This window comes from Streptomyces sp. NBC_00876 (assembly GCF_045207435.1).
Classification (GTDB): domain Bacteria; phylum Actinomycetota; class Actinomycetes; order Streptomycetales; family Streptomycetaceae; genus Streptomyces.
Genome location: NZ_CP108800.1, coordinates 8,245,778 through 8,271,643 on the forward strand (window position 1 = coordinate 8,245,778; position 25,866 = coordinate 8,271,643).

The following is a 25,866-nucleotide window of genomic DNA, read 5'->3' on the forward strand; positions in this document are numbered from 1 at the left end:
CATTCATGTCACACGCCGCCCGGAATTCATACCTCCATGGGTGTGGAGATCCCCGAAGGAGGCCAAGTGACCACGGTGACCGGACCGACGTCCGCACTGCCCGTCGATGAACCGACGTCCACACTGCCCGTCGATGAACCGCCGCCCATCCGACGTGTCCGGGAGGTGGCCGTGTTTCACAACCGCTTCGGCACCCTGTACAACGACGACGTGATCGCCCCGTCCGGGGCTGCCGGACAGTATCTGCGATGGCAGTGGAACCAGGAGGGTGTCGTCGTGGTTCCCGTCGGGCCCGACGGGTACGCCCTCGTGACCGCCTACCGCTACCCCGTACAGGCCGCATCCCTGGAGTTCCCCCGGGGCGGGGTCGAGGCCGACGAAGGACTTGAGGAAGCCGCCGCTCGTGAACTGCGGGAGGAGACAGGCCTGGTCAGCCGGAACATGAGCTCGCTCGGGCTCATCCACGCCGACACCGGCATCCTGGCCGCCCCGGTCCACGTCTTCGTCGCGCAGGTGGACCCCGCGACGGCGCAGCCCGCCGAGCCGGAGGCCATGGAGTCCGTCACCGAACCCGTGTGGATGAGGCCCGAGGAACTGCCCCGGTGGCTGGCCGAAGGCCGGATCACCTGCGGCCTGACACTGGCGGCGCTCACGCTCCTCCATGCCCGCAACGCCGTACCGGCCGCAAGCCGCCCGGTGAACCTCCCCGTCTAGAACAGCCCTGCACGCCGGCCGGCCCCGAACCGGCTGCGGATGGTGCCGACTCGGACGATGAGCATGAGCATGAGCATGAGCATGAGCATGAGCACGCGAGCCCGGACACGGGAGCAGGTGGCGGAGGAATCCCCGGACACCCGCTGGGGCCGACGGTCAACGGTCCGCGCCCGAGAGGCGGGGCCGTTGGCCGTGCGGCTCTGCATATACGGGACGGCATTGCCCGGCGGCTGACGACAGGACCGGGCCACTGGCGACAGGACCTGGCCGCTGAGGACACCCCTTAGGGTCATCCGCATGGGGACGGACATCGACGGCGCGATCGAGAGCCGTTCGGCCGACGGGTGCTGGGAGACAGAGGCCGATCTGCTGGACTTCCGGCTGGGCCGGGACCACGACGCATGGGACTGCCTCTTCGGGGTCAGCAGGGCGTCGGGTGTGGAGCGCCCGCTCTTCGACGGCCGAGGGCTTCCGGACGACGTTTCGGACCCGGTACGGGAGGCCGGCGGCATCGACTACCAGCACAGTCATACGTACGCCACGTGGGCCGAGATCGCGGCGGTCGACTGGGACGCACCACTGGCCGACGGGCCCGCGTGGTCCTGGGTGGGGGAGTGGCGGCCCGGCGAGGACGGCGAACTCGTCCTGTACGACGTGCCATGGGCCACGCCCGAGGTGAGCGAGGCGGCAGCCGACGTCTTCGGCGGGGATCTGCTCCTCGCCCCGTCGGAGTGGCCACGGGGCGGCGAGGTGCACCTGAACGGAGCCGTGTATCGCCCGGTGATCCTCACTGCGAGGATGCTCGTCCCTCCGGACGAGGGACGCTGGGCCGCGGTGTGGCAGGCGATGCGGGAGCTCGCAGCCCTACACGGGGACGACAACGTCCGGCTGCTCGTATGGTTCGGCTGACCTCGCCCCATATCCCGGAACACCGGCGTATGTGCCCGGACTCCGCATCGTCCGATCCGGGTACGTCGTCCCGTACGCCTGCGCATCCGCCCTCGGGCACGCCCGACGGACTCAGCCGGTCACGTAGTGAGTCACACCCACGTGATGCCCAGCTTCGCGAGGGCGGCGCGCTGCTGGTCGGTGAGTCCGTCGCGGCGGGCCTTGGTGTTCGACATCCATACGCCCAGCCGCACGGCCACCGGCTCCGTCTTGCCGACGGCCGGGATCTCTTCGAGGTGCCCGCGCGGCACGGGCGTGCCCGCGCCCTCCCGGGCGACGTACTGGGCGAGTGCCTGCAGACCTCGTCGGAAGGCTGCCGGCATCGTGCCCGGCCCCTTGGCGGAACGGGCCCGGGGCGGGCGCCGGGCAGGGCGGACGCCGAGTGCGGTCAGCCGCTGCCGCTGGGCGGCGGACAACTGCGGCCAGTCACGGGCCATCCGCACCAGCCACTTGCCCAGATCGTCTCCCTCGAAGATGACGCCGGGCCGGATCAGGGGCAGCGTTCCGCCGGGTTCGTCACGGGCGAGGTCGCGGAGCACGGCGTAGTGGCGCTGCCAGTCCAGCGGCCACGGGCACGCCCAGTCCTCATCGACGGCAGCGAGCTGAGCGGAGCGCAGCCCGGCCCGTTCGGGGTCCTTGCCCAGGCCGCCCTTCCTCCGCAGATTGGCCATGACCTGCCCGACGGGCACCAGGTCGACGTCCCCCTCACCCCACTCGGCGTCCTGGCGCGGTGCCAGATGCCCATGGGCGCGGTGGTAGGAGCGCAGGGCGGCGAGCTTCGTCTCCCACGCCTCGTCCCCGGGCTCCCACACCATGCCCTCGTGGTCGAGCTGTTCCTTGCGGTGCGCCTCCAGTTCGCCGGTGCGGTACGCGCGCCGCTGCTGGTGCACCCACCGGCCCAGCGGGAACGACTTCGTGACACCGACCTCCGTCGTCGTGTCGTACGGCACGGCGTGCAGCCCGGTGATCCCGTTCTCCGCCCGCCACCGGCGCAACGCCTGGTAGCCGTCGAGCCACACGAGCGATTCGGGCCTGAAGACGCGGGTGCGCAGGAACGCGGCAATGGTGGCCGGGTCGCGCGGGGTGGCGAAGTGCAGCAGCGCGGTCTCCTCCATGGCCTGCTCCCCGAACCGGTCACCGCTCCCGCCTTCCCCGCCGGCGTCGACGATCCGCCCGTCCGCCTCCCGCTTCACGTGGACGGGCCGCTCGTGGCTGCTCCGTGACAGGGCGCGGGAGGCCAGCTGCTCCACGAGCCGCTCGTCGTGTGAGCGCAGGCCGTTCAGCACAGCGACCAGTGGCGCGTACGAGGCCGAGGCGACCATGTCCTCAGGGTCCTCGCCGTGCTCGAGGAAGACCGGCACGATGATTCTGGCGACCTTCGTCGTGCCGTCGGGATTGGGCCTGAGCGCCCTTCCGATGTTCTGGACGATCTCGACCTGGGAGCCACGGGTGTCCGCGAAGCACACGGCCTCCACGCCGCGCTCGCCGACGATGTCCACGCCTTCTCCGAGGACTCGGACGGACGCGAGGAACGCCCGGTGCATCTGCTGGTCGCGGGCGTCGATGCCGTTCGCGAACTGGCGCAGGACCTCGCGCCGTTCGGAGACGAGGTGGTCGCCGCACAGCCAGTCCGCCCAGACCCGGTCGGCGGGGGAGTGCCGGTAGGGCGGAAGATCGTAGAGCCGCGCTTCGATGGAGGACGGTGGCAGCGCGGCGGCGTACTCACGAAATCTGTCGGACGCCTCGGTCGCGTACAGCTCGGCCGCCGTTTCGCGCAGGTTCCCAGCGAACGCGGCCGCTTCCTCGACGCGCTGGTGGAACGTCATGACGGTCCGCAGTCCGTGTGCCGCCGCGTGCTCCAGAAGGGCCGTCTGCAGCAGCGCCAGACGGCGCCCGCGCAGCGCTTCCTCGGACCGGCCGCTCACCGGTTCCGGGTCGCGGATCTCGATGACGTCGATCTCGAAGCCCGCGAGGATGCCGCGCTCGATGCTCTCCGAGAGCCCGAGCTCATGGATCCACTCGCCGTACGTACCGGCCGGATCGGACGCCATGGAGGCGATGTCCAGCTCGCGGCCGTCCTTGCCCTTCGGTGGCCGGGGTGCGGCCAGGATGCGGGGAGTGGCGGTGAGGTAGAGCCGGAAGTCCGCCGGGATGCGCTGGTTGTCGTGGATCGCGGCCCACGCCCGGCCGAGATCCCCGGCGGTACCGTGCGCCTCGTCCACGACCGCCAGGTCGAACGGGTCCATGGACTGCCCGTACAGAGGCTCGCCGCCGGCCAGAGCGGTCTCCAGCGGTCCCCGAACCTTCCGCCGGTCCCACGGGGCTTCGACATCGTCCCGGTCCACGAGCGAGGCGTACGTCGCGAACACGACGACCGGACCGTGCCCGGCCCACAGGGCCAGCTGGATGGGGTTCGTGGTCGCACGCACCCCCAGCTGCTCCAGGACGGCGTCCCTCTCCAGCGAGCACACCGCGACCATCGGCGCCCGGTGACCGACCAGATGCCACACACGGGCGGTCTGCACGAGAAGGTCAAGGGTCGGCACCATGACGAGAACCCGGCCGCCACGGAAGCTCTCCAGCGCCGCCGAGGCGGCCGTGATCGTCTTGCCCGATCCGGTGGCGGACACGATGGTGGCGCGCGCACCTCGTCCGGGCACCTCGGACCGTGCCGGGAACCCGGCCCATTCCCGGATGCGGGCCTGTGCCGCCACCTGATGTTCACGGAGACTGATCACGTGCTGTCCGTTCTGCCGGAAGGCGCCCGCGCGACGGCTTCCCTGCAAGATTCTGCCGGAGCGGCAGCGGAATGCGAGACCGACCCCGCGGTGGTGTGGCCGGGGCCTGGGTGGACCCTTTCAGAACCGGGGTGCCGGGACCGAATCCGCCGGCCGGCCGGTACCGCGAGGAGTTCCCGTACGAGTTCCACGACGAGCGTGTTCGGGGCGGTGGTACAGGCCGTGGACGAGTACTGCGGCGGTCACCTGGCCCGCTTCCTCGGACAGCTGTCCGTTCGTGGTTCGGCCCGTATGCCCTGGGCCCTGCCGGTGGATTCCGTACGCATTGTGCCCGCCGTGCAGTACGTACCCCTGCGGCTCACGTGGTCCAGGTGCCGCGCAGGGCCGCGGTGGCGAACCCGGGACCGTACGCGACCGCTACGCCGGTGGCCCCGCCGGGCGGGGGTTCGGCGTGGGTGCGTTCGAGGATCCGGAGCACGGAGACGCCGCCGAGGTTGCCTTCGTCGGCGAGCGTGTCGGTGGAATGGCGGCTGTCATGGGCGTCGAGGCCGAGGGCGGTGGCGGTGTCGCTGATGATGCGGGCGCTGCCGGGGTGAATGACGGCGAAGTCGACCTTAAGGGGGCCGAGCCAGTCCATGAGGTGGGGCAGGACGTCGTCCGCGGCGCTCAACGCCTCCTTGGTGCTGTCGAAGTGGAAGCCGGTGTCGTCGGCGCGACCGGAGTACCGGGTCAGACTGTGCGGCAGGACGTGTTCATAGGTGTCCGCCGGGGACTCGACGCACAGGCCCGGGCCGACCGGCACACCCGTGACGAGGGCGGCGGCGGCACTGTCCCCGAACAACGCCTTGTAGATCATGTGCTCGACCGCTTCGTCCCGGTGGTTGTAGACGGCGGAGATGACTTCGGCGGCGACGACGAGAACGGTCGATCCGGGTCTGGCGGTCACCATGTCGACCGCCCGGATCAGTGCCTGGGTGCCGCCGGCGCATGCCATCGTCGTCAGCGCGATCCTGCGGACGTCGGGCCGGAGTCCGAGGCGGTCGACGAGATGGATGTCCAGGTTCGGGACGGCCCATCCGGTGGAGTGCGTCGTGATGATCGCGTCCACGTCGCCCGGGCCGAGGCCGTGGGCGCCGAGGGTGTCCCGCGCCGCCCTCTCCGCCATGTGCACCGCGTCGCCGAACGCCGCGATCGCCCGGTCCCCGATGCCCGCGGTCCCGGACACCGTCGGCGCCCCCAGCGGCCTGGTAAAGAACCTGTTGTTCACACCGGTGTTGGCGACGATGCGGAGGATCGCGCCCAGCCGTGGGTGGCCGGGGTGGTGGGTGCGGATGTCGTCGGAGATCTCTGCGGTGGCGACCCTGTGGGCAGGGAACACAGTGCTGGGGCGGGCTATGAAGGCGGGCACGACATCCTCCGGCAGACAGGGAGCGGCGGCGATGTGGGGGGTGAGGACAACCTAAGCCACGCCGGACGGGCCGTTGCCCTGATCAGGGCATTGCCGGGAACGGACCGGGCGTGCCGTTCCGTTCGGGTTCGCGGCACTCGCCGACCACGGTCACGGCGCCCCGGCGGATTCACGTGCACGCGGGTTCGGCGGCCTCGGAGTGCCCGCCCGCCGGATCGGCCGTCCCTCCTGTGGATCAGGCCGCCCGAGGTGTCTTACGGGGCGCGGAGCACGGGGGTGCGGGAGTGGGCACGCCGCGCCCCGGGGTGGAAGACGAGGACGATCAGGCGGGCGCCCGGGGCGGTCATGGGCTGCGCGGCGCACATCGTGACCCAGCCGGGGCCGTCGACGGCGTGGAGGAGGGGACGCTCGTCGCCGTCGGGGTGGATGTGGGCGCCGCCCGATTCCCAGATCGGCGCACAATCCGGGTCGGCCATGACCTCTCTCTCGAGCCGGCACAACACCTCGTCCTCCGGCCTGGAGGCGAGGGCGGCCCGGAGCTGCGGCAGGACGAGGGGCGCCCACGCGGTGGCCCAGTCGGTGAGCATGGTGCGCCCCTGGGGGTCGAGGACCATCCAGCGCATGGTGTTGGCGGGCACACGGCGGTCGGGGAAGAGCCGGGCGAACTCGGCGTTGTGGGCGATGAGTTCCCATGAGGCGTCGGTGACGTACGCGGGGTGCGTCATGCCGTCGACGGCCTCCTGCCACACGCCGGGGACCTCCTTCCCCGAGCGGGGGGTGAGCGGGCCGGGCGGGTCGCCTATGCCGGCGTACCGGCACAGGGACACCCACTCCTGCTCGTTGAGTGCGAAGAGCATCGCGACATCGCGCAGGAAGCCGATGTCGGGCCTCGGCCAGGCCCCGGACTCGAGACGCCGGTACGTGCCGGGGGTCCGGTGCAGGAGATGGTCGACCTGGTGCTGGGACAGCCCGGGGGCACGCCGGCCCTGCCGTGACGAGCGGTGGAACCCGTGCCCGGTGGGGTCGATCAACGCCCGACGGTCTTTCAGCAGGGTGCGGAGCGCTGCCTTGTTGGTGTTGGTCATGCGATCAAATCCCCCGTGTATGGGCCACGTTGAGCGGGCGTGAGCCTAATTGGCGCCACGGGGGTTAGCGCTAAAAACTGGACGTAGAAAACGGTCTGTTTACCTTCCATGCTGGAGTGCGTGAGGCACTGGTCTGCGGCTCCTCGGGGCGGCTCGGCCCCTGCCTGACGTGCGGTGATTCGTGCGGCCCTGCCTCGGCGGTGCTTGCAGTCGAATTCCGCGCCGTTCAGAACGGTGGTGGGAAGGGCTTGACCGGCAGACCGTAATTCGCCCCTGACCAGGGGGCCTTCGCGGCACGGTCTGCTGATCCGGCTCTTTCCGCCACTCACCTCGGCCCCCGGGCCGAGGCGGGGCGGATTCCGGTGCGGTCGGCAGCCCCCCTGCCGGCCGCACCGCCGTCGTTTCCCGTACGGTTCCGCTACCCGGGCAGCGCCCAGATCTGATTCTGCTGGTTCGGCCGGGAATTGGCGCAGGTGTCGACGAGCAGAGGATTGCCGTCGGTCGTCCGGGAGGCGTACGAGTCGAGACAGTGCCCGGGCACTCCTGTGTTCTTCAGGAATCCGTTCCGCCCGTACGCCCACTGCTGCGTGGTGCTCCCGTCGCAGGGGTTGAGCACGGCCCGGTAGCCGGTGTACGTACTGTCGCTCCGATGCACGGCGTCAAGGCATTTGCCCAGCGTACGTACGGTGCCGTCGTCCGGCAGGCTCCACCGCTGATTGGCTCCGGCGTTGCATCCGTACAGGATGACCGGGTTGCCCGCCGCCGTGCCCGCGCCGCTGTCGTCGACGCATTTGCCGCCGATGCCGGTGATCTGGCCGGTCGGCTGCTGGCCGGTGCAGCCCGCGCCGGGAGTGACCCGGAAGACGGCCGTGCCGTGCGGGGGCAGGGTGGCGCCGATGGTGGCGGTGGTCGTCGTGGCTCCGGTCCACAGGTTCTTGACCGATGCGGAGCACGAACTGTCACCCAGGATTCCGGCCCCGGCCAGTGTCGTGCTCGCCGGGACGGCCGCGGTGCCACGGTTCAGGAGGGACACGGCGCGGTCGCCGTTGGCCAGGGGCCGGGCCAGGACGTCCACGGTGCCGTTGCGGGAGACGACTCCGGCCTGCCTGCCGAGCGGATCCTGGTCGATGGCGATGAGGTCCGTATTGCCGACGGTCGCGAGGGACTCGGCGCTGAGCGAGGCGACATCCGTGCTGAGGATCAGCGGCGAGGCCATCATCGCCCAGAGGGCGAACTGGGACCGGGACTCCTCGTCGGTGAGCCCGTCACCGGTGATGAGGAAATCGGGGTCGTTCCAGCTTCCGGGTGCCGCATAGCGCGACAGGAGCGAGTTGTAGCCGTACTGCGCCATGACTCCGGCGCCGTTGGTGTTCTTGTCCCAGGCGGATCCGCCCATGTTGCGCATCTTGACGTCATAGCCGTTGCGCCAGAGCTGCCCGCTCTTCGAGGCTCCGTCGATGACGTCGTACCAGTCGGAGAGATCGGACGCGCCGATGGAGAAGTACGCGGGGGACGACTCGGAGAACACCATGTCGCGCTTGGAGGCGTTGGCCCTCATCGCCGCCGCGAAGTCGCCGTACGCATCGATGTAGCCCGCTGCGCTGCCGGCGGAGGAAGGCATGTTGCAGCCATCGAGCTTGATGTAGTCCACGCCCCAGGCGGCGAAGAGATCCACGTCCTGCTGGAAGTGGCCCCAGCTGCCCGGGTAGCCGCCGCACGTCGCCGTGCCGATGTCGCCGTAGATGCCGAATTTGAGCCCCATGCTGTGCAGGCGGGTTCCGATGTACCCCATGCCGTTGGGGAACTTGGCGGCATCGGCGACGAGATTCCCGTCGGTGTCGCGGGCCGTGGTGGTCCAGCAGTCGTCGATGGTGACGGTGTCATAGCCCTTGCCGGCCAGTCCGGTGTCCACCAGCGCCTGGGCCTGTTCCAGGATGAGCTGTTGGGTCGGTCCCTGGTCCCCGTTGTTCGGGACGTTGGTGCCACAGCCGTAGCGCGCCCAGTTGTTGAAACCCATGGGCGGTGTGAGCGCCAGTTCGTTGCCGCTCGGGCTGGTGGCCGTGGGGGAGGCCTGGGCCGTGGGGGTGACCAGGGTTCCTGTCAGAGTCACGATGGCGGCCACGGCGGTCAGCGCCGCTCTCCACCCGCCGGTCAGGTGAGTTCGCTTCATGATGACACCCGCACTCCTGTCGATCGTCTTGAGCATGACAAAGGTAGGAGCTGTCAGTGCAGTGCATGGGCCCTGGCGTGTCAATAGATGCTCGAAACTCCCACGTCTCGGGCAACTGCACTCACGCATCATGCTTTGTCGAGCGCACGTGATCCGATCAACCGCGCCGGTTCACCGAGGCTGGAGCTCCAGGGCCCGCACCCCGGCGTAGAGGGCGGCGACATCCGCCGGCCGGAGCAGGGAGCGTCCGGTGAGGCGGGAAACGCGGTCGAGCCGGTTGCGGACGGTGTTGCGGTGGCAGTACAGGATCTCCGCGATCTCGGTGGTGGATCCGGTCGCGGAGTCCAGCCACGCGGTGAGCGTCTCCATGAGGTCCTTGCGGTCCGGCGCGGCCAGGACCGGGCCGAGGAGGGAGAAGGCCATTCGCAGGGCCAGGTCGTGTCCGGCCGCGACCAGCGCCGCGGCCGGATCATGATCGAGCGTGACCGCCCTGGGCGTGCCGGCAGGCAGCGATGCCCGGGCAAGGGTTGCCAGGCGCAGGGCATCGGCGCTCTCCCGCAGTCGCGTATACGCCGGGCTGAGACCCGCACGCCCCGTGATCGCGGTGCCGACTGCCTGGAGGACCACCGCAGGTCCATGGACGAGCGCGGAGGAGGAGGCGAGGGCGGGGTCGGGCAGGGCGACCATGCCGGCGACGCCGTCGGGACGGGGGCGCCAGGCGGAGCGCAGCCCGCAGCGCAGCAGGGCCTGTTCCATGGAGGTGACGTCGCTGTGCTCGGCGACGACGCAGATGTACGGCCCTTGTTCCGGCAGACCGAGTGAGGCGGCGGTGCCGCCGAGCATCGCCCAGTCGGCCGTCTTTCCGGTCAGCAGGGCATCGAGGAGCAGCAGCCGCTGCAGCTCGTCGGCGCGGGCCAGACCGACCAGGGTGTCCCGGTAGACGTCGTTGACCGTCTGTGACGCTGCATCGAGCAACGACCACAGCGCCATGGAGGCCTGGGCGATGTCGTCCATCGTCGTGCCGGGCCGCTCCTTGGCGCGGTCGATGAGGGCGCGGGCCATCAGGCGGTAGCCGATGCGGAAGGCATGCAGAACCGCGTCGAGGGGGACGCCCTGTGTGGCGCGGCGGCGGACGCTCTGCCGGGTGGTTTCCGTGCGCACCGGCCGTCGGTGTGCCATGCACGTCAACTGCTCATGCAGATTCCGCTCGTTGAAGTCACGCACGTCGGCCCGGATCTCGTCGCTCGCCTGCGCGTACGGCACGATCTCCGCGGTGATCGTGCGGAACAGTTCGTCGGCGAGGGCATCGACGTGCTCCAGCAGTCCCGCGGCACACACCGACAGCAGCGGAGGAACGATCAGGCCGGCATCGGCGTGGTGCTCTGGCATGCCGGTCAGCATACGGTTCACCCACCGGGCCGCAATTGTGCAGTTGCACAAGGTGGGTGCCGGAACCCAGGTCATCCGCCCACCGCGTGCGGCATGTGTTGTGCCTCAGCATTTCCTCACGAGCCGCTGAGGAGAATCCATGCTGAATCTGTCGTCCCTGCTGGAGCACAGCGCCCGGGAGTACCCGGAGCGCACCGCGCTGGTCTTCGGTGACACCCGCCTGACCTACGCCCAACTGCTCGCACGGTCCGAGGCCGTTACCGACAGACTGAGGCGCCGCGGTGTCGGCCGCGGTGACCGGGTGGCCCTGACCTGCCCGAACGTGCCGGACTTCCCGGCCGCCTACTTCGGTATCCTGCGCGCCGGAGCGGTCGTGGTTCCGCTGAACGTCCTGTTGCGCCCGCAGGAGGTCGCGTACCACCTCGCCGACTCCCGCGCGAAGGCCTTCCTCTGCTTCGAGGGCACACCGGAGCTGCCCCTGGCCCAGGTGGGGCAGGCCGGTTTCGACGAGGTGCCCGGCTGCGAGCACTTCCTCCTGCTGCCCCGGTCCGGAGACACGAGGACCGGGAACGCGAGCCCCGGGAATGCCGGCAACGCGGGCACGGTGGGCGGCGCCGCGCCGGCCGAAGCGGTGGCCACGGACGCGGAGGACACGGCCGTGATCCTCTACACCAGCGGGACGACCGGCCGGCCCAAGGGGGCCGAACTCACCCACCGCAACATGGTGATGAACGCCATGACCGCCGACCGCCTGTTCAAGGGGGAGGGGGACGAAGTGATGCTCGCCGCTCTGCCGCTGTTCCACGCCTTCGGCCAGAGCGCGGTGCTGAACATGGGCGTGCTCCGGGGCGCCAGGCTCGTTCTTCAGCCCCGCTTCGATGCCGGGCAGGCCCTCGACCTGATGCACCGTGAAGGGGTGACGTTCTTCGCGGGGGTCCCGACGATGTACTGGGCACTGCTGGGAGCACTCGGTGAACTGGCCCCGCCCGCGCACCTGCGTACCGCCGTCTCCGGTGGGGCGGCGCTGCCCGTCGAGGTGCTCCAGCAGTTCGGCAAGGCCTTCGGCGTGGGCGTGCGGGAAGGGTACGGACTGTCGGAGACCTCGCCCGTCGCCTGCTTCAACCCGCCCGGACTGCCGCCGAGGCCGGGGTCCATCGGAAGGCCGGTGGTGGGCGTGGACATGAAGCTCATCGACGATTCCTGGCAGACCGTCGCGGGCGACGGGCAGGGGGAGATCGCGATCCGCGGCCACAACGTCATGAAGGGCTACTACCGGCGCCCCGACGACACGGCCTCGGTGATGCGCGACGGCTGGTTCCGTACCGGGGACATCGCCCGGCGTGACGAGGACGGCTACTACTACATCGTGGACCGGGTCAAGGACCTGATCATCCGGGGCGGCTTCAACGTCTATCCGCGTGAGATCGAGGAGGTCCTGATCACGCATCCGGCTGTGAGCATGGCCGCCGTGGTGGGCGTGCCCCATGCCACGCACGGGGAGGACGTGAAGGCGTTCGTCATCCCCGTCCCCGGCTCGGAACTGACGGAGGAGGAACTGATCGCCTGGTGCCGGGAGCGCATGGCCGCCTACAAGTACCCCCGCAGCGTGGAGTTCCGCGACAGCCTCCCCCTGACGTCCACCGGAAAGATCCTCAAGCGCGAACTGACCGCGGGGCCCCGTGCGGACGTCCCTCCTGCCTGACTTGCCCGCCGGGCTCACGGGAACGGCACTCTTGCGTGACATGCCTGCGGGGGCTCTCGGGAACGGCCCTTCTGCCGTAGATGTCTGCGGAGGCTCACGCGCACAGCACTCCTGCCTGACATGTCCCCGCCGGTGCCGGCGCAAGCAGTCGGCAAGGCCGAGCATGGCACCCTCGCCCGGCCTACGGCTGTCGGCAGTTCACACAAACCCCGGCGTCGGTGATTGCCGCGATTGCGCAGAGACGGCTGCCGATCGCTCCCGCAGGATGTGCCATCGAACACCGGTGTGACCCGGATGAATCACTCCGTTCGCCCTGACTGAAGGAGCCGCCATGTCGTGGAGAAGGAAACTGCTCGTCCCCTTGGCCGTACTCACCCTCGCCCTGTCCGCGTCGGCCGGCGCGGGAGCATCATCGGCCTCGGCGCCGACCGGCACTGCCGCGGTCGCAGGCGGTGCCCCCACCGCGGCCGCCACCGACTTCGGCGCCCCCGGCCCGTACGCCACCGCCGTGGAAGTCGGGGCGATCACCACCCTGTACTACCCGCGTGACATCGCCGACAGCGACCGCCCGCACCCCGTGATCGTCTGGGGCAACGGCACGTTCGCCTTCCCCGTCGTCTACCGGGACCTGCTGCTCCACTGGGCCAGCCAGGGCTTCATCGTTGCAGCGGCGAACACCCCGCAGTCCAACCTCGGCATCTCCATGCGAGAGGGCATCGACATGCTCACCCGCAGGAACGCCGACCCGGACAGCATCTTCCACAACCACGTCGACCTGGAACACATCGGCGCATCGGGCCACTCGCAGGGCGGCGCGGCCGCCATCGTCGTCGGCTCGGACCCCCGCATCGACACCATCCTGCCGATCCAGCCGGGCCCACTGGCCAACATCAACTCCGTGCACGTTCCCGCACTCCTCCTGGCCGGTCAGAAGGACAGCATCGTCTTCCCCTTCCTGGTCAAGGCCTTCTATGACGCGGCCGACCACATACCCGCCCTGTACGGCGAGGTACGGGGAGCCGACCACTTCACCGTCGTGGGCGACCCCGGCCCGTTCGCCGCTCCCACCACGGCGTGGTTCCGTGCCCAGCTCATGGGCGACCAGACGGCCCGCGCCCAGTTCTTCGGCCCGGGCTGCGGCATCTGCACCGACTCCGCCACCTGGTCCGACGTCCGTCGCAACGGCCTCGCCCTGAGCGTCCCGGCCGTCACCCCGTAGCGACCGCCGGCCGGCACCGCGGCTCCGCGGTGCCCCGATTCCCCTCGTACCCGCCCCTCCCGCTCGCCTTCGCGACGGGGGAGGCGGGCACACCTCGTGAAAGGAACGACATGGACATCATCGCGACCACGTGCCGAGGCAAGGTCCGGGGCCGCGTCCGGGACCGGATCGCCACGTTTCTCGGGATCCCCTACGCCGCCGCACCGTTCGGCACCCACCGGTTCCGCGCGCCCGCACCGGTCGAGCCCTGGGAAGGAGTGCGTGACGCGCTGGAGTACGGACCGACCGCGCCGCAACGCCCCTACCGGCCGCCTCTCGACCAGCTGATCCCCGACATGAACATCCCGGGGGACGAGTGCCTCAACCTCAACGTCTGGACTCCGGATCCCGGCGGCGGACCGCTGCCGGTGATGGTGTGGATCCACGGGGGATCCCTGCGGAACGGCTCGGCCGCCATGCCGCTGTACGACGGCGAGGCCTTCGCGCGCGACGGAGTCGTCCTTGTCTCGGTCAACTACCGGCTCGGCGTCGAGGGATTCGGCGTGTTCCCCGACGCACCCGACAACCGGGGGCTGCTGGACCAGATCGCCGCCCTGACCTGGGTGCGGGACAACATCGCGGCCTTCGGCGGTGATCCCGGGAACGTCACGGTGTGCGGCGAGTCCGCCGGAGCCATCAGCATCGCCGCCCTCACGACCTCCCCACGCGCGGCCGGACTGTTCCACCGGGCCGTCCTGCAGAGCGGTCCGCCGCACACGGTGCCGCGCAGCCGGGGTGCGAAGACCGTGCGGGCGATGGCCAAGGCGCTTCACGTACCCGCCACGGCGCAGGCGTTCGCGGCGCTGGACCGTGAGCGACTGCTGGACGTGCAGACCGAAGTGGTCGGCAAGGCCGATCCGATCAGCGGGGGGCCCGGCTTCGACATCGTGGTCGACGACGACGTCGTGCCGGCGGATCCTCCGGTGCCCACGGCCGATCTGCTGCTGGGCTGCAACCGGGAGGAGTACCGGCTGTGGTTCGTGCCGGGCGGCGCCGTGGACCGCGTCAGCGCACTCACACTGCGGCTGGCCCTGCTCAAGTTCCGGATCCCCGGGCGGGTGGCGCGGCTGTACCGGGCCGCCCGGCCGGGCGCGAAGCCGGGGGTGATCCTCGGTGAGATGGCCACGGACCTGTTGCTGCGCGGGCCGCTCAACCGGCTCGCCGACTCCCGGCCGGCACGGACGTACGTCTACGAGTTCGCCTGGCCCTCACCCGTCCTGGAGCTGGGCGCGTGCCATGCGCTGGAGATCGCCTTCGTCTTCGACAACCTCCGCCACGGTGAGGCACTGACCGGGCCCGGCGCCCCTCAGCCGCTGGCCGATGTCATGCACCGGTCCTGGATCGCGTTCGCCGCCACGGGAGACCCCGGCTGGGAAGCCTGGGACGCACGCCGGCCCGTCATGGTCTTCGACCACCCGGGCACGGCTGTGACCCTCGCACCGAGACAGGAGGAGCTGGAGGCCTGGCTCTAGGGAGTGCCGTCAACGAGTGCCCTTCACCTCCTGCGCCGATCCACACCCCTTGCCGAGCTCCTCGCGCACTGAATCCACACCCCTTGCCGACGCGTGGACGGGTGCCCGGTCCGACACCACCGCCCCGGCCGGACCGGGCACCCGTCAGGCGAGCTCTCTGGCCACGAGGGCCGCTTGGAGCAGCCGCGCCTCGGCGGGGACCGTGAGGTCCAGGCCGGTCAGCGCGCTCACCCGGTGCAGCCTGTAATCCAGCGTGTTGCGGTGGATGCACAGCTCCAGTGCGCTCTGGCGACGGTTGTGCCCGTGGTCGACGAACACGCGCAGCGTCTCCAGCAGGTACGGGTGTTCCTCCAACGGGTCCAGCTTGGCGGCCAGCCGCAGGAGCGCGTCCCCCGGACGGGCCAGTTGGTACTCCAGGAGCACGTCATCGAGGCGATACAGGCCGGGTGGGCGGCCGAGCCGACGGACGAGTTCCAGTACGCGCCCGGCCTCCTGCGCCGCCCCGGGAACAGCCGCCGGTCCCACGGCCGGGGAAGCCGCTGCGAACACGCGCTGCCCGACCTCCTTCCCGAGCGACTCCAGCAGGCCGGTCAGGTCGCAACCACCGGGCAGCAGCGCGATTCCGGCAACGTGATCCATCAGCACCGGGAACCCCGCACGGGCCTCGAGCGACGCCTGCACCAGCCTGGCGGGCGGATTCGGCTCGAACGCCAACGCGACGACCTCGTGCTCGCCCTCCACCGTGACCTGTGCCGCCTCCGCCAGTTCCTCGTAGGGCCGCCCCGTCAGCAGGGCCGTCAGCAGCGCCCGCCGTACCCGCTTGTCCTCGCTGTGGATGTCCTCCTGCGCGTTGCGGTGAGCGAGTACGACAGCGGGCATGGCCTCGTGCAGACAGGCCAGCAGCCTTGCCCCCGCCCCGGTCAGTTCCTCGGGTTCAGCCGTCTCGGCCAGGACCTGCCACCACACCTCGGCGCCGATGAGATAGGCGGCGATCACCGCCTCCAGGGGCACGCGTTCCTCGGCCCGGCGCCCCGACCACTCGATGAGCCGGGTCAGGTCACCCGGACTCATCGCGCCGCCGTCACGCAGCGCCCGCAGCAGCAGATCGTGAACCGCCGTGATCGAACGCGTCACCTCGCCCTCGAGCGTCCGGCGCGGCAGCTCCCCGTAGAACGGCACTTCCGCCGCACAGCGGGCGACGACGGATGCGGTGAGGTGACGGCGGCGCGTGGCCATCCGTGTGTGCAGGGCGGGCATCGGCGCATCGTCACACCGCCACCGGCTTCCGTCAATGACTACACCGACACCGAAACTCTCACATCATCATGTTCAAACGAACATTCATATGTTAGAAATGGGCCATGGGTGTCGCCAATCGTCTGGACCTGACCCTGCGGATGGTGCAGGGCTCCGACCGGGTTTCCGTGTCGGAGCTCTCCCAGCGGCTGGGGGTCTCCGAAATGACCGTGCGCAGAGATCTCGACGCGCTGGAGCGCCAGGGGCTGGTGCGCCGAGTGCACGGCGGTGCCGTCGCCACGCGGTCCCGCGAGGAGGGGGCCGGATTCTCGGCGCGTGAGCCGTGGCAGGCCGCGACGAAGGACCGGCTCGGCGCTGCTGTCGCCGCGATGGTGGAGCCGGGCTCAAGAGTGCTGCTGGACGCGGGCACCACCACGTTGCACGTCGCGCAGCACCTGGCCGAACGGGCTCCGCTGACGGTGGCCGTCCTCAGCCTGCAGACCGCGGTGTGCCTGGCGGACCGGCCCGGAATCGATCTGCTGGTCGTCGGCGGCCGGTCCCGTCCCGGCGAGCGGTCCCTGGTCGGCCCGCTGGCCCTGCGCACGCTGGAGGCCCTGTCCTTCGACTGCTTCGTGCTCTCCATCGGCGGCGTGCACGCCGAGTACGGGTGGTCGGAGTTCTCGCTGGACGACGCGGCCGTCAAGCAGGCCGCGCTGGCGGGCGCCGCCCGGACCGTCGCGGTGGCGGACGCGACCAAGCTCGGGGTCCGCGCGTTCAGCCAGGTCGCTCCCGTGGGCGCGGTGGACGACTTCGTCACCGATGCCGCCGCAGAGGACCCCGCCACCCATCCCAACGGCCCTGCGACCCTGACGGCCCTGCGTGACGCGGGCGTTCACCTCACCCTGGCCTGAACCGGTTCCACCACAAGGAGCGCATGTCATGACCGCTGTCCCACGCCCCCTGATGATCCTGGTCGCCGGCCCCTACCGGGCGGGCACCGGGGACGACCCGGCCAAGCTGGCCGCCCACGTACGGGCGATGAACACGACCGCACTGGCGCTCTTCCGCGCGGGACACCTGCCGGTCACCGGCGAGGCGCTGGCCCTTCCCCTGGTCGAGGCCGCGGGAAGCGCCGGCCCGGGAGACCCTGTCTTCCAGGAGATCTTCCACCCCGTCGCCGAAAGGCTGCTGGCACGCTGTGACGCAGTGCTGCGGATCGGGGGTGCCTCGGACGGCGCTGACCGCATGGTGACGGTCGCCCGGGACCGGGGCCTGGACGTGTACACCGGAATCGACGACATCCCGGCCGCGCGGTGACCGCCGGACTGGACACCCCGGACCGGCGAGGGCGCACCGGCCTGGACCAGCACGGCCGGGAGCTGACCGGGAATGCGCGGGTGCGCGTCAGGGACGTGGAGGTGCTCTCCTGCGACTGGTACGTCCTGCGCCGGACGACCTTCGACTACCGGCACAGCGACGGTCATTGGAGCCGGGAGCAGCGCGAGACCTACGACCGGGGCGACGGCGCCACGGTCCTGCTCCACAACGTCGCCCGCCGCACCGTGCTGCTGACCCGCCAGTTCCGCCTGCCCGCATACGTCAACGGACACCCCGACGGGATGCTGATCGAGACCGCCGCCGGACTCCTCGACGGCGAAGCGCCGGAGGAAGCCATCCGCAGGGAGGCGGCCGAGGAGACCGGCCACACCATCGGGACCCCCGAGCCGGTCTTCCACGTCTACATGAGCCCGGGGTCGGTCACCGAACGGCTGCACTTCTTCGCCGCCCCCTACGAGCCGGTGCCGCCTGCGGCCGGTGCGCACGGAATCGCAGCCGAGGGCGAGGACATCGAAACGGTGGAGCTGCCCTTCGACGAGGCACTCGCATGGATACGCACCGGGGACATCGCCGACGCCAAGACCATCATGCTGCTCCAGTGGGCGGCGCTCGACGGGCCGTTCCGGCCAATCCCCTCCCCGTCCCCGGACCGCCGGCGCACCACCGCCGGGTAACGGCCGGCCGGACGCTGTCCCTCCGGGACGGACGACGCGGCTCCGCCGAAGTCCCGCACGCGCGCGCCCGGTGCTCGTACCCGGCGTCCATCGGCCTGACGACAGGCCATCGCGTGAAGTCGCGGCGCATTACGGCCCGGTGTGCCGGGACGACGCCGACGCGATACCGCCGTTGCTCTCTGGTGGAGAGAGGATTCGCCATGTAGCGTCACTCCCGGATGTCGAGGTTCGTCGTACCGGCCCGTGCTACGGCACGGGCGCCTTGCTGTGCGGGCGGACCAGGACACCACCGGGACCGCGTGGTGCGGATCCCGATTTCGACCGAGAGGCACCGGCATGGCCAGCGGAACCGTCAAGTGGTTCAACGCCGAAAAGGGTTTCGGCTTCATCCAGCAGGACGGCGGCGGGCCGGACGTCTTCGCGCACTACTCGAACATCAACGCCAGTGGCTTCCGTGAGCTCCAGGAGGGCCAGGCAGTCACCTTCGACATCACCCAGGGCCAGAAGGGCCCGCAGGCGGAGAACATCACCGCTGCCTGATCGCGCCGCCGCATACACCCGGGCCCTCGGAGAAGCTTCCGAGGGCCCGGTGTGCTGCCGGCCGGTGACGGGAGCGTTGCGCCGTGCCGTACCTGCGGTTTCAGGCCCCGGCGGAAGCCATGCCGGGCTCGGCCGGCTCCGTCTCGGCGGCCGGCTCGGGTGCCGTGTACAGCACCGACCCCTTCTGGTTTCCCTTGCTGATGACACCCCGCTTGACGAGCGTCTCCAGGGTGTTGCGCACCACCTGCGTGGACGTCTTGCGGCTGGGATGCGCCTTCTCCAGATCCGCGTGGACCTCGCGCACCAGCCGCGGCTCGCCGACAGGCAGGAGCGCACGGACGAGCTGGAGCAGCGGCGCCTCGGCAGCCGGGGCAACGTCTGAGGCGGCACTCTTCTTCACGGCCGCGCTCCCGCCGGTCTTCTTGGCCGCCTTTGGTGCGGCGGCGCTCCTTCCAGCGGCGGCCCGCTTCCTGCCCGCGCCCTTGAGTGCCGGGGGCGTCGCATCCGTACCCGTCGCAGGCCGCGGCTGGGGGACGGCCGTGGCGGCCTGGGGCTCTGCGCCCGGCGCGGCGGAGCCGGTGGCCGGGGCGGAGACCGGCCGAGCGGCCGGAGCGGCGGCCGGCACCTTGCCCTGCATGCCGGTCAGCCAGCCCTCATCCATCCTGAGCTGCTCCAGACGTGCTTCCAGCTCGGAGATACGCGCAGCGATCTCTCCCTGCTCCGAGCGGTTGGTGGCGAGGTCTGCGGCGAATCGCTCGGCATAGACGCTCTGCACGCTCTGCCTGTCGCTGTCTGCGTTGCCCACGGTGGTTCACGCTCCTTCTCCATGAGGTTGCTGCCGGATGCTACTCACGTTTGACAGCGTGCGGTTACCGTCGTGGGTGTCCTGCACTGGTGTGCGGATCTTCGTGAGCGGGCCCGGACCCTCCAGCAGGGGCCGGCCCAACGGTTCACGGAGCCCGGGCAAGTGCCCCGTGTGCTCCGGCATAGGGCGGCGCGGTGTTGACAGTTGTTCCGTCCGGGCGTTCCGCCACCCCTGTACCCGGCGCGGCTGCCCCGGGTCCGGAGCAGCCGCAGGAGCATGTCCTGCGCTGACCGCCCGGCAGGGCCGCGCCGTACGCCGGCCCCCGGCGGTCGCACCGGGGGCCGGCATCCATCTGTCCTGGATCAGTTGGCGTTGACCAGGTCGTGGGCGGGAACGGTCACCGTGCGCGCGCCCGGCTTGCCGCCCAGGACCACCTTGCGCAGCGCGCTGTTGTTCTTGAGGTTGGTCTCCTTGAGCCGCTTCTCGGGGTTGGCCAGCACCTGGATGAAGTACGTGCCGTTCGGCAGCTTGGTGATGTCGAACGACTGGCCGGGGAGGTCCTGCGTGTACGTGTCTCCGGAGCCGATGTCGAGCACCTCGCGTACCGAGATCGAGTTCTCCTGTCCGCAGGCGGTGGACAGGTCGGTGTTCTGCGGGTGCCAGTTGGCGTTCTTCACCGTGTAGTCGACCGCATCGGTGTTGGCCAGGCAGAACGCCTCCTTGCCGCTGCGCACGGTCTCCTTCTTGTCCGCCTTGAGCAGCCGGTAGCTGGCGAAGTCGGTGAAGTGCCAGTGCTCGTGGCCCGGACGAGGGTCCCACTCCATGGTGCCGGTCGGCGTGTAGCCGACCTGCTTGCCCTTGGCGTCGTAGAAGTACTGGTAGGCGTCCATCAGCGCCTTGCCGGGGGTACGGAAGCCGTCCACCACGAGCTGTGCGGGGCCCGCGTTCCATACGTTGGCGCTGAAGGCCAGATAGTCCTTGTTCGGAGCGTCGCCCTCGGCGTCACTGATCATGATGCCGTAGGCGGGCAGTGACCGGAGATCGGGCTTGGGCACGTTCGGGACGGCAGCCCTGCCCGTCGGACGCTTGGCGTTGGGCTGTGCTGCGGGCGCCTGCCGGGAGCCGTCGGTCTGTCCCGGAGCGTCACCCACCTGGGCCGCCTTCGGACCGGCTGCCTTCTTGACCGCCCACGGCAGAGCGGGCGGTGCGGCAGTGAGCGGCCCGTGGCCGACGTTGTACGACGGGGTCGCGCCGCTCGTTGCCGCGGCGGGTGCCGGAGCCCGCATGGCGCCGTGCCCGGCGTGGCCGGAGTGCCCGGACATGTGGGATCCATGCCCGGCCGCGGTCCTTGTCTGCCCCTGCGGATCCTCCCAACTCCGTTCGCGTACCGTCACCTTGATCTTCTGGGGCTTGTCGGCCATGCCGAACAGATCGCGATACCGCTTCGTCACGGAAACCTTGGCGGTGTACTTTCCGGCAGGGAGCACCACCGGAGCCGAGGAGTATCCGGCGTAGGTGTTGGAGGCCCAGCCCTTCTCGACACCCCACACCGAACCGAGTGTGAACGGGTTCGTCGGGCAGCTCTCCGGATACTTCGACTTGGCCGGGGCGTCGGGACGGACACGCCCCGAAGCGTTGTTGGGACAGAACGCCTCGGTCTTGGCCAGCACCTTCTTCCCGGCCGCGTCCGTGACCTCGATCCGCGCGAAGTCGGGCAGCCCGGAGAAGTCCTTCACCACTCCCTCGGGGAGGGTCCTGGTCCGGGTCTTGTTCCCCTCGCGGATGATCTGGGTGGCGACCACGGGGTCCTTGTAGGACTTGCGGGTCACTTTGATCTCGAGCGGGCCGCCGTCAGCGGTGAGGTAGGTGCCGAGGTCCAGGTAGACGCCGGGATCTTCCTTCCAGGAGTCGAGGGTCACCGATGTGGTGGCGGCGATCAGGCTGAACTCCGGTGTGGCCTGCGCCTTTTTGCTGTCGGGCGCGGCGGCGACGACACCGGCGACGACAGCGACTGACACTCCGGCGGCGATCGCCGAACGCCATAGGCGGGGATGCTGGGATCCGGTCATCGTTCCTCGTTTTCCGATTGCCTGCTGGGACGGAGGACGAACAGCCCGCCCACGTACACGCTGTGCCTGCCGGCAGAGGTCAGGGGCTCCGTGCGCGAACCTGTGTCCGGCCTGTGAGAGCAGGGGGACCGCATCTGGGGTTGTCTCGGCTCCGCCGAGAGGCCGATCGTTGGCCGAATACCGCTTGTACGCACTTGATCAGGCCGATATTGAGATGTTTACGCTCGTCTGCTGCTTGGTTGTGCTAAGTGCCGACTCCCGCCCTCTTGTCCCCTGTTCGGGATGAGACAGGCAAGGGCCTGTGTCGAGGCGTCCGGTGGCGCCGTGCGCCAGGTGACGGTCGATCTCCTCGTCGGTGGCGAGCCCTTCCGCCGCGAGGCGGCGGCGGACCATCACTCCCGCGCCGCGTCCAGGTGGCCGGTGAACGTATCCATGCCGAGGGGGTTCCATGCCTGGCGCTGCCGGCCGCCATGGCCGAGAAGGCTGCTCCGACCTGCGATCCGCGGGGTGGCGCCGAGCTGCACGCCGGTGCGGGCCAGTGCGGGACCGGTGTGCGGACCGTTGACAAAAGCGTCACCTGCTAGAAACCTGTCCCCTCAGCACCGCAAATTATTGACCAGATCACTCAAAAATTGAGTCAAACAGCGCCAGTTTCCGGCAGGTTGCCTGCTCCCTCTCCTGCCGGCGTCCCCGAACGCCCCCCATCGGTGAACCGGCGGTCCGCATCCGGTCCTCGCCGGCCGTGAGACGCGGTACGCGTCGTGCGGCCGGCGCCGCCCTGTGCGCCCTCCCGGTCCCGCGGCCCCACGGAACAGAGGACAACATGAGATGGAAGCAATACGGATGGCGGTTCGTCGCCAGTGCGGTGACAGCCGCCCTGATGACCGTCGGGCTTCTGCCGGTCACCGCCTCGGCGGCCGCGCAGAGCCCTGACCTCGCCCTGGGCAAGCAGGTGACGGCCAGCGGGTCGCACGGCGCCTACCCGGCTTCGAACGTCACCGACGGCAGCCAGCAGACGTACTGGGAGAGCCCCGGCACACTTCCGCAGTGGGTCCGGATCGACCTCGGCAGCCGGTTCGACGTCGATCAGGTGGTGCTGAAGCTGCCGTCCACGTGGGAGGCGCGCACCCAGACTCTCGCCGTCCAGGGCAGCACGGACGGGGACGGCTTCAGCGCCCTGTCCGCCTCGGCCGCCCGGGCGTTCAGCCCGTCGGCGGGCAACACCGTCACCATCGGCTTCACCGCGAAGCAGGTCCGGTACATCCGTGTACAGGTGACCGCCAACAGCGGATGGAGTGCCGCACAGCTCTCCCAGGTGGAGGTGTACGGCGCGGACGCGGGGAGTGATCCCGGACCGTCGCCCGCGATCGGCTCCAACCTGGCCCTGAACAAGCCGATCGAGGCGTCGTCGTCCGCACAGAACTACGTGGCGTCCAACGCCAACGACGACAAGCTCGGCACTTACTGGGAGTCGAACGGATACCCCTCGACGCTGACGGTGAAGCTCGGCGCCGACGCCGACATCGAGGCCGTCGTCGTCAAGCTCTCCCCTGATCAGGCCTGGGCCACCCGCACCCAGAGTGTCCAGGTGCTCGGCCGCGCCCAGTCCGCCACGGGCTTCACCACGCTGAAGGACCGGGCCGACTACATCTTCGACCCCTCCGGCAACGAGAACACCGTGACGATCCCCATCAGTGGACGATCCGCGGACGTTCAGCTCAAGATCTTCTCCAACACCGGTGCACCCGGGGCTCAGGTCGCCGAGATCCAGGTCGTCGGCACCGCAGCCCCCAACCCGGACCTGACCGTCTCCGGGCTGACCTGGTCGCCCGCCACGCCGACCGAGACGGACGACGTCACCACGAACGTCACCGTGCGCAACGCCGGAACGGCGGCAGCCGCCGCGACGACGGTCGACGTCAGCATCGAGGGAGCGGTCGCCGGCAGTGCACCGGTCGGCGGCCTCGCGGCCGGAGCCTCGGTCATCGTGCCGGTCGCCGTCGGCAAGCGGCCGACGGGTTCGTACAGCGTCTCCGCGGCGGTCGACCCGGCCGACACGATCGTCGAGCAGGACAACAGCAACAACAGCCGCACCGCGGTCACGAAGCTGGAGGTCTCCCAGAGCCCCGGCCCCGACCTGGAGGTGCTCGGCATCACGTCCAGCCCGACGAACCCCGCGGTGGGCGCCGCTGTCACCTTCACCGTGTCCGTGCACAACCGCGGTACCACAGGCGTGAGTTCATCAACGGTCACCCGTCTTCTGGCGGAGAGCACCACGCTGAACGGAGCGACCGGGGCCATTCCCGCCGGAGGCACAGTCACCGTGCCCATCGCAGGGAGCTGGACCGCCAGGAGCGGAGGGGCGAACCTGACCGCCACGGCGGACGCGACCGGCGTCGTCACGGAGACCAACGAGAACAACAACGTCTTCTCGCGCGCCATCGTGATCGGACGCGGGGCCGCGGTCCCGTACACCGAGTACGAGGCGGAACAGGGCGACTATCAGGGCACGTTGCTGACGTCCGACCAGAAGCGAACCTTCGGTCACACCAATTTCGCCACCGAGTCCTCGGGCCGCAAGTCCGTGCAGCTGAACTCCACCGGCCAGTTCGTCGAGGTCACCTCGACCGTACCGTCGAACTCGATCGTGGTCCGCAACTCCATCCCCGACGCCACCGGTGGCGGTGGGGCGCAGGCCACGATCAGCCTCTACGTCAACAACACCTTCGAGCGGAAACTGACGCTCTCCTCCAAGCACAGCTGGCTCTACGGTGACACGGACAGCCCGGAGGGGCTGACGAACAGGCCGGGGGGAGATGCCCGCAGGCTGTTCGACGAGTCCAGCGCACTGCTCGGCCAGACCTATCCGGCGGGCACGAAGTTCCGTCTCCAGCGCGACGCCGGTGACTCGGCGTCCTTCTACATCATCGACCTCGTCGATCTGGAGCAGGTGGCGCCGCCGGCCGCCCAGCCGGCCGGCTGCACCTCGATCACCGACTACGGAGCCGTCCCGAACGACGGGATCGACGACACCGACGCCATCCAGCGGGCGGTGACCGCCGACCAGAACGGCGACATCGGCTGTGTGTGGATTCCGCCGGGGCAGTGGCGGCAGGAGCAGAAGATCCTGACCGACGACCCGCTGAACCGGGGCCAGTACAACCAGGTCGGCATCAGCGACGTCACGATCCGTGGTGCCGGCATGTGGCACTCCCAGCTGTACACCCTGACAGCGCCCCAGGACGCGGGCGGTATCAACCATCCCCACGAGGGGAACTTCGGCTTCGACATCGACGACAACACCAAGATCTCGGACCTGGCCATCTTCGGCTCGGGAACCATTCGCGGCGGGGACGGCAACGCCGAGGGCGGAGTGGGTCTGAACGGTCGCTTCGGCAAGGACACCAGGATCACCAATGTGTGGCTGGAGCACGCGAACGTGGGTGTCTGGGTCGGCCGCGACTACGACAACATCCCGGACCTCTGGGGACCCGGTGACGGTGTCGAGTTCACCGGCATGCGCATTCGCGACACGTACGCGGACGGCATCAACTTCGCGAACGGAACGCGCAATTCGACGGTGTTCAACTCCTCCTTCAGGACGACCGGCGACGACTCACTGGCCGTCTGGTCGAGCAAGTACGTAAAGAACCAGTCGGTGGACATCGGCCACGACAACCACTTCCGCAACAACACGATCCAGTTGCCCTGGAGGGCCAACGGCATCGCGGTCTACGGCGGCTACGGAAACGCGATCGAGAACAACATCATCTCGGACACGATGAACTACCCGGGCATCATGCTGGCGACCGACCACGACCCGCTGCCCTTCTCCGGGCAGACCCTGATCGCCAACAACGCGCTCCACCGCACGGGAGGTGCATTCTGGGGCGAGGCCCAGGAGTTCGGTGCGATCACGCTCTTCGCGGCCGGTCAGGACATTCCCGGTGTGACGATCCGCGACACCGACATCCATGACTCGACCTACGACGGGATCCAGTTCAAGTCGGGCGGCGGAACCGTGCCCGGAGCGCAGATCTCGAACGTACACATCGAGAACTCGGTCAACGGGTCCGGAATCCTTGCCCATGGAGGTGCACGGGGAAGCGCGACCCTGACCGATGTGACCATCACCGGCTCGGCCCAGGGTGATGTGGTGGTCGAACCCGGATCACAGTTCGTCATCAACGGCAGCGCCGGAAAGGCGTCCGCCCGCAAGTAGACCCGGGTCCCGCACCGGACACGACCCGGCCCCGGGCCGGCACGCCATCCGGGCGTGCCGGCCGGGGGCGCGGCGGGCGGGGCCATGGCGTGGAGGCC

The 25,866-nt window shown here is 69.9% G+C and carries 18 protein-coding genes and 1 pseudogene; 10 read left to right on the forward strand and 9 right to left on the reverse strand.

Going from position 1 to position 25,866, the window contains the following annotated elements; translation table 11 throughout:
* Positions 1-66: 66 nt before the first annotated feature.
* Positions 67-714, forward strand: a complete 648-nt coding sequence (locus OG782_RS35950; protein ID WP_406458359.1) for an NUDIX hydrolase — start codon at positions 67-69, stop codon at positions 712-714.
* 297 nt (positions 715-1,011) lie between these two features.
* A complete protein-coding gene (locus OG782_RS35955) occupies positions 1,012-1,623 on the forward strand; it encodes a hypothetical protein (protein ID WP_406458361.1) in 612 nt (203 codons plus the stop codon).
* 131 nt (positions 1,624-1,754) lie between these two features.
* Here the strand turns inward: OG782_RS35955 and OG782_RS35960 are convergent, their stop codons facing one another.
* The 5 genes from OG782_RS35960 to OG782_RS35980 all read right to left on the reverse strand — a co-directional run bounded on the left by OG782_RS35960 (position 1,755) and on the right by OG782_RS35980 (position 10,452).
* Entirely contained in the window at positions 1,755-4,400 is a 2,646-nt protein-coding gene (locus OG782_RS35960; RefSeq protein ID WP_406458363.1) for a Helicase associated domain protein, read from the reverse strand.
* 358 nt (positions 4,401-4,758) lie between these two features.
* Positions 4,759-5,808, reverse strand: a complete 1,050-nt coding sequence (locus OG782_RS35965; protein WP_406458365.1) for a PhlD — start codon at positions 5,806-5,808, stop codon at positions 4,759-4,761.
* 254 nt (positions 5,809-6,062) lie between these two features.
* The gene (locus OG782_RS35970; protein WP_406458366.1) at positions 6,063-6,893 is read right to left on the reverse strand and encodes a helix-turn-helix transcriptional regulator; all 831 of its coding nucleotides are present in this window, start codon (positions 6,891-6,893) and stop codon (positions 6,063-6,065) included.
* A gap of 418 nt (positions 6,894-7,311) precedes the next feature.
* On the reverse strand, positions 7,312-9,063 hold the full coding sequence (locus OG782_RS35975) for a ricin-type beta-trefoil lectin domain protein (RefSeq protein ID WP_406458368.1): 1,752 nt from the start codon (positions 9,061-9,063) through the stop codon (positions 7,312-7,314).
* Between the two features lie 171 nt (positions 9,064-9,234).
* Entirely contained in the window at positions 9,235-10,452 is a 1,218-nt protein-coding gene (locus OG782_RS35980; RefSeq protein ID WP_406458370.1) for a PucR family transcriptional regulator, read from the reverse strand.
* A 139-nt stretch (positions 10,453-10,591) separates the two neighbouring features.
* Here OG782_RS35980 and OG782_RS35985 point away from each other — a divergent pair, with 139 nt between their 5' ends.
* From OG782_RS35985 to OG782_RS35995, 3 genes are all read left to right on the forward strand, one after another.
* The gene (locus tag OG782_RS35985) at positions 10,592-12,154 is read left to right on the forward strand and encodes a long-chain-fatty-acid--CoA ligase (RefSeq protein WP_406458372.1); all 1,563 of its coding nucleotides are present in this window, start codon (positions 10,592-10,594) and stop codon (positions 12,152-12,154) included.
* A 331-nt stretch (positions 12,155-12,485) separates the two neighbouring features.
* A complete protein-coding gene (locus tag OG782_RS35990) occupies positions 12,486-13,373 on the forward strand; it encodes an alpha/beta hydrolase family protein (protein WP_406458374.1) in 888 nt (295 codons plus the stop codon).
* 110 nt (positions 13,374-13,483) lie between these two features.
* Entirely contained in the window at positions 13,484-14,884 is a 1,401-nt protein-coding gene (locus OG782_RS35995) for a carboxylesterase/lipase family protein (protein ID WP_406458376.1), read from the forward strand.
* 144 nt (positions 14,885-15,028) lie between these two features.
* On the opposite strand, the gene OG782_RS36000 is transcribed toward OG782_RS35995, so the two are convergent.
* On the reverse strand, positions 15,029-16,141 hold the full coding sequence (locus OG782_RS36000) for a PucR family transcriptional regulator (protein ID WP_406458378.1): 1,113 nt from the start codon (positions 16,139-16,141) through the stop codon (positions 15,029-15,031).
* A gap of 104 nt (positions 16,142-16,245) precedes the next feature.
* Between OG782_RS36000 and OG782_RS36005 the strand changes: the two genes are divergently transcribed.
* The 4 genes from OG782_RS36005 (at position 16,246) to OG782_RS36020 (ending at position 18,672) form a co-directional block, all read left to right on the forward strand.
* Positions 16,246-17,031, forward strand: coding sequence for a DeoR/GlpR family DNA-binding transcription regulator (locus OG782_RS36005; RefSeq protein WP_406458380.1), 786 nt, complete (start codon positions 16,246-16,248; stop codon positions 17,029-17,031).
* Positions 17,032-17,059: 28 nt separating this feature from the next.
* Positions 17,060-17,437, forward strand: coding sequence for a DUF4406 domain-containing protein (locus OG782_RS36010; protein WP_406458382.1), 378 nt, complete (start codon positions 17,060-17,062; stop codon positions 17,435-17,437).
* Positions 17,434-18,132, forward strand: coding sequence for an NUDIX domain-containing protein (locus OG782_RS36015; protein WP_406458384.1), 699 nt, complete (start codon positions 17,434-17,436; stop codon positions 18,130-18,132). The genes OG782_RS36010 and OG782_RS36015 overlap by 4 nt, the downstream gene beginning before the upstream one ends.
* Before the next feature lie 336 nt (positions 18,133-18,468).
* Positions 18,469-18,672 carry a cold-shock protein gene (locus OG782_RS36020; RefSeq protein ID WP_018104984.1) on the forward strand — a complete coding sequence of 68 codons (204 nt, stop codon included), beginning with the start codon at positions 18,469-18,471 and terminating at the stop codon, positions 18,670-18,672.
* A 100-nt stretch (positions 18,673-18,772) separates the two neighbouring features.
* Here OG782_RS36020 and OG782_RS36025 read toward each other — a convergent pair whose 3' ends face one another.
* The 3 genes and pseudogenes from OG782_RS36025 to OG782_RS36035 form a co-directional block, all read right to left on the reverse strand.
* Positions 18,773-19,477, reverse strand: a complete 705-nt coding sequence (locus OG782_RS36025) for a hypothetical protein (RefSeq protein WP_406458386.1) — start codon at positions 19,475-19,477, stop codon at positions 18,773-18,775.
* Between the two features lie 362 nt (positions 19,478-19,839).
* On the reverse strand, positions 19,840-21,546 hold the full coding sequence (locus tag OG782_RS36030; RefSeq protein ID WP_406458388.1) for a lysyl oxidase family protein: 1,707 nt from the start codon (positions 21,544-21,546) through the stop codon (positions 19,840-19,842).
* 198 nt (positions 21,547-21,744) lie between these two features.
* Positions 21,745-21,936: pseudogene (locus tag OG782_RS36035) on the reverse strand (hypothetical protein); the annotation flags it as partial.
* Positions 21,937-22,369: 433 nt separating this feature from the next.
* Here OG782_RS36035 and OG782_RS36040 point away from each other — a divergent pair.
* Positions 22,370-25,768, forward strand: coding sequence for a CARDB domain-containing protein (locus OG782_RS36040; protein ID WP_406458390.1), 3,399 nt, complete (start codon positions 22,370-22,372; stop codon positions 25,766-25,768).
* Positions 25,769-25,866: the final 98 nt, after the last annotated feature.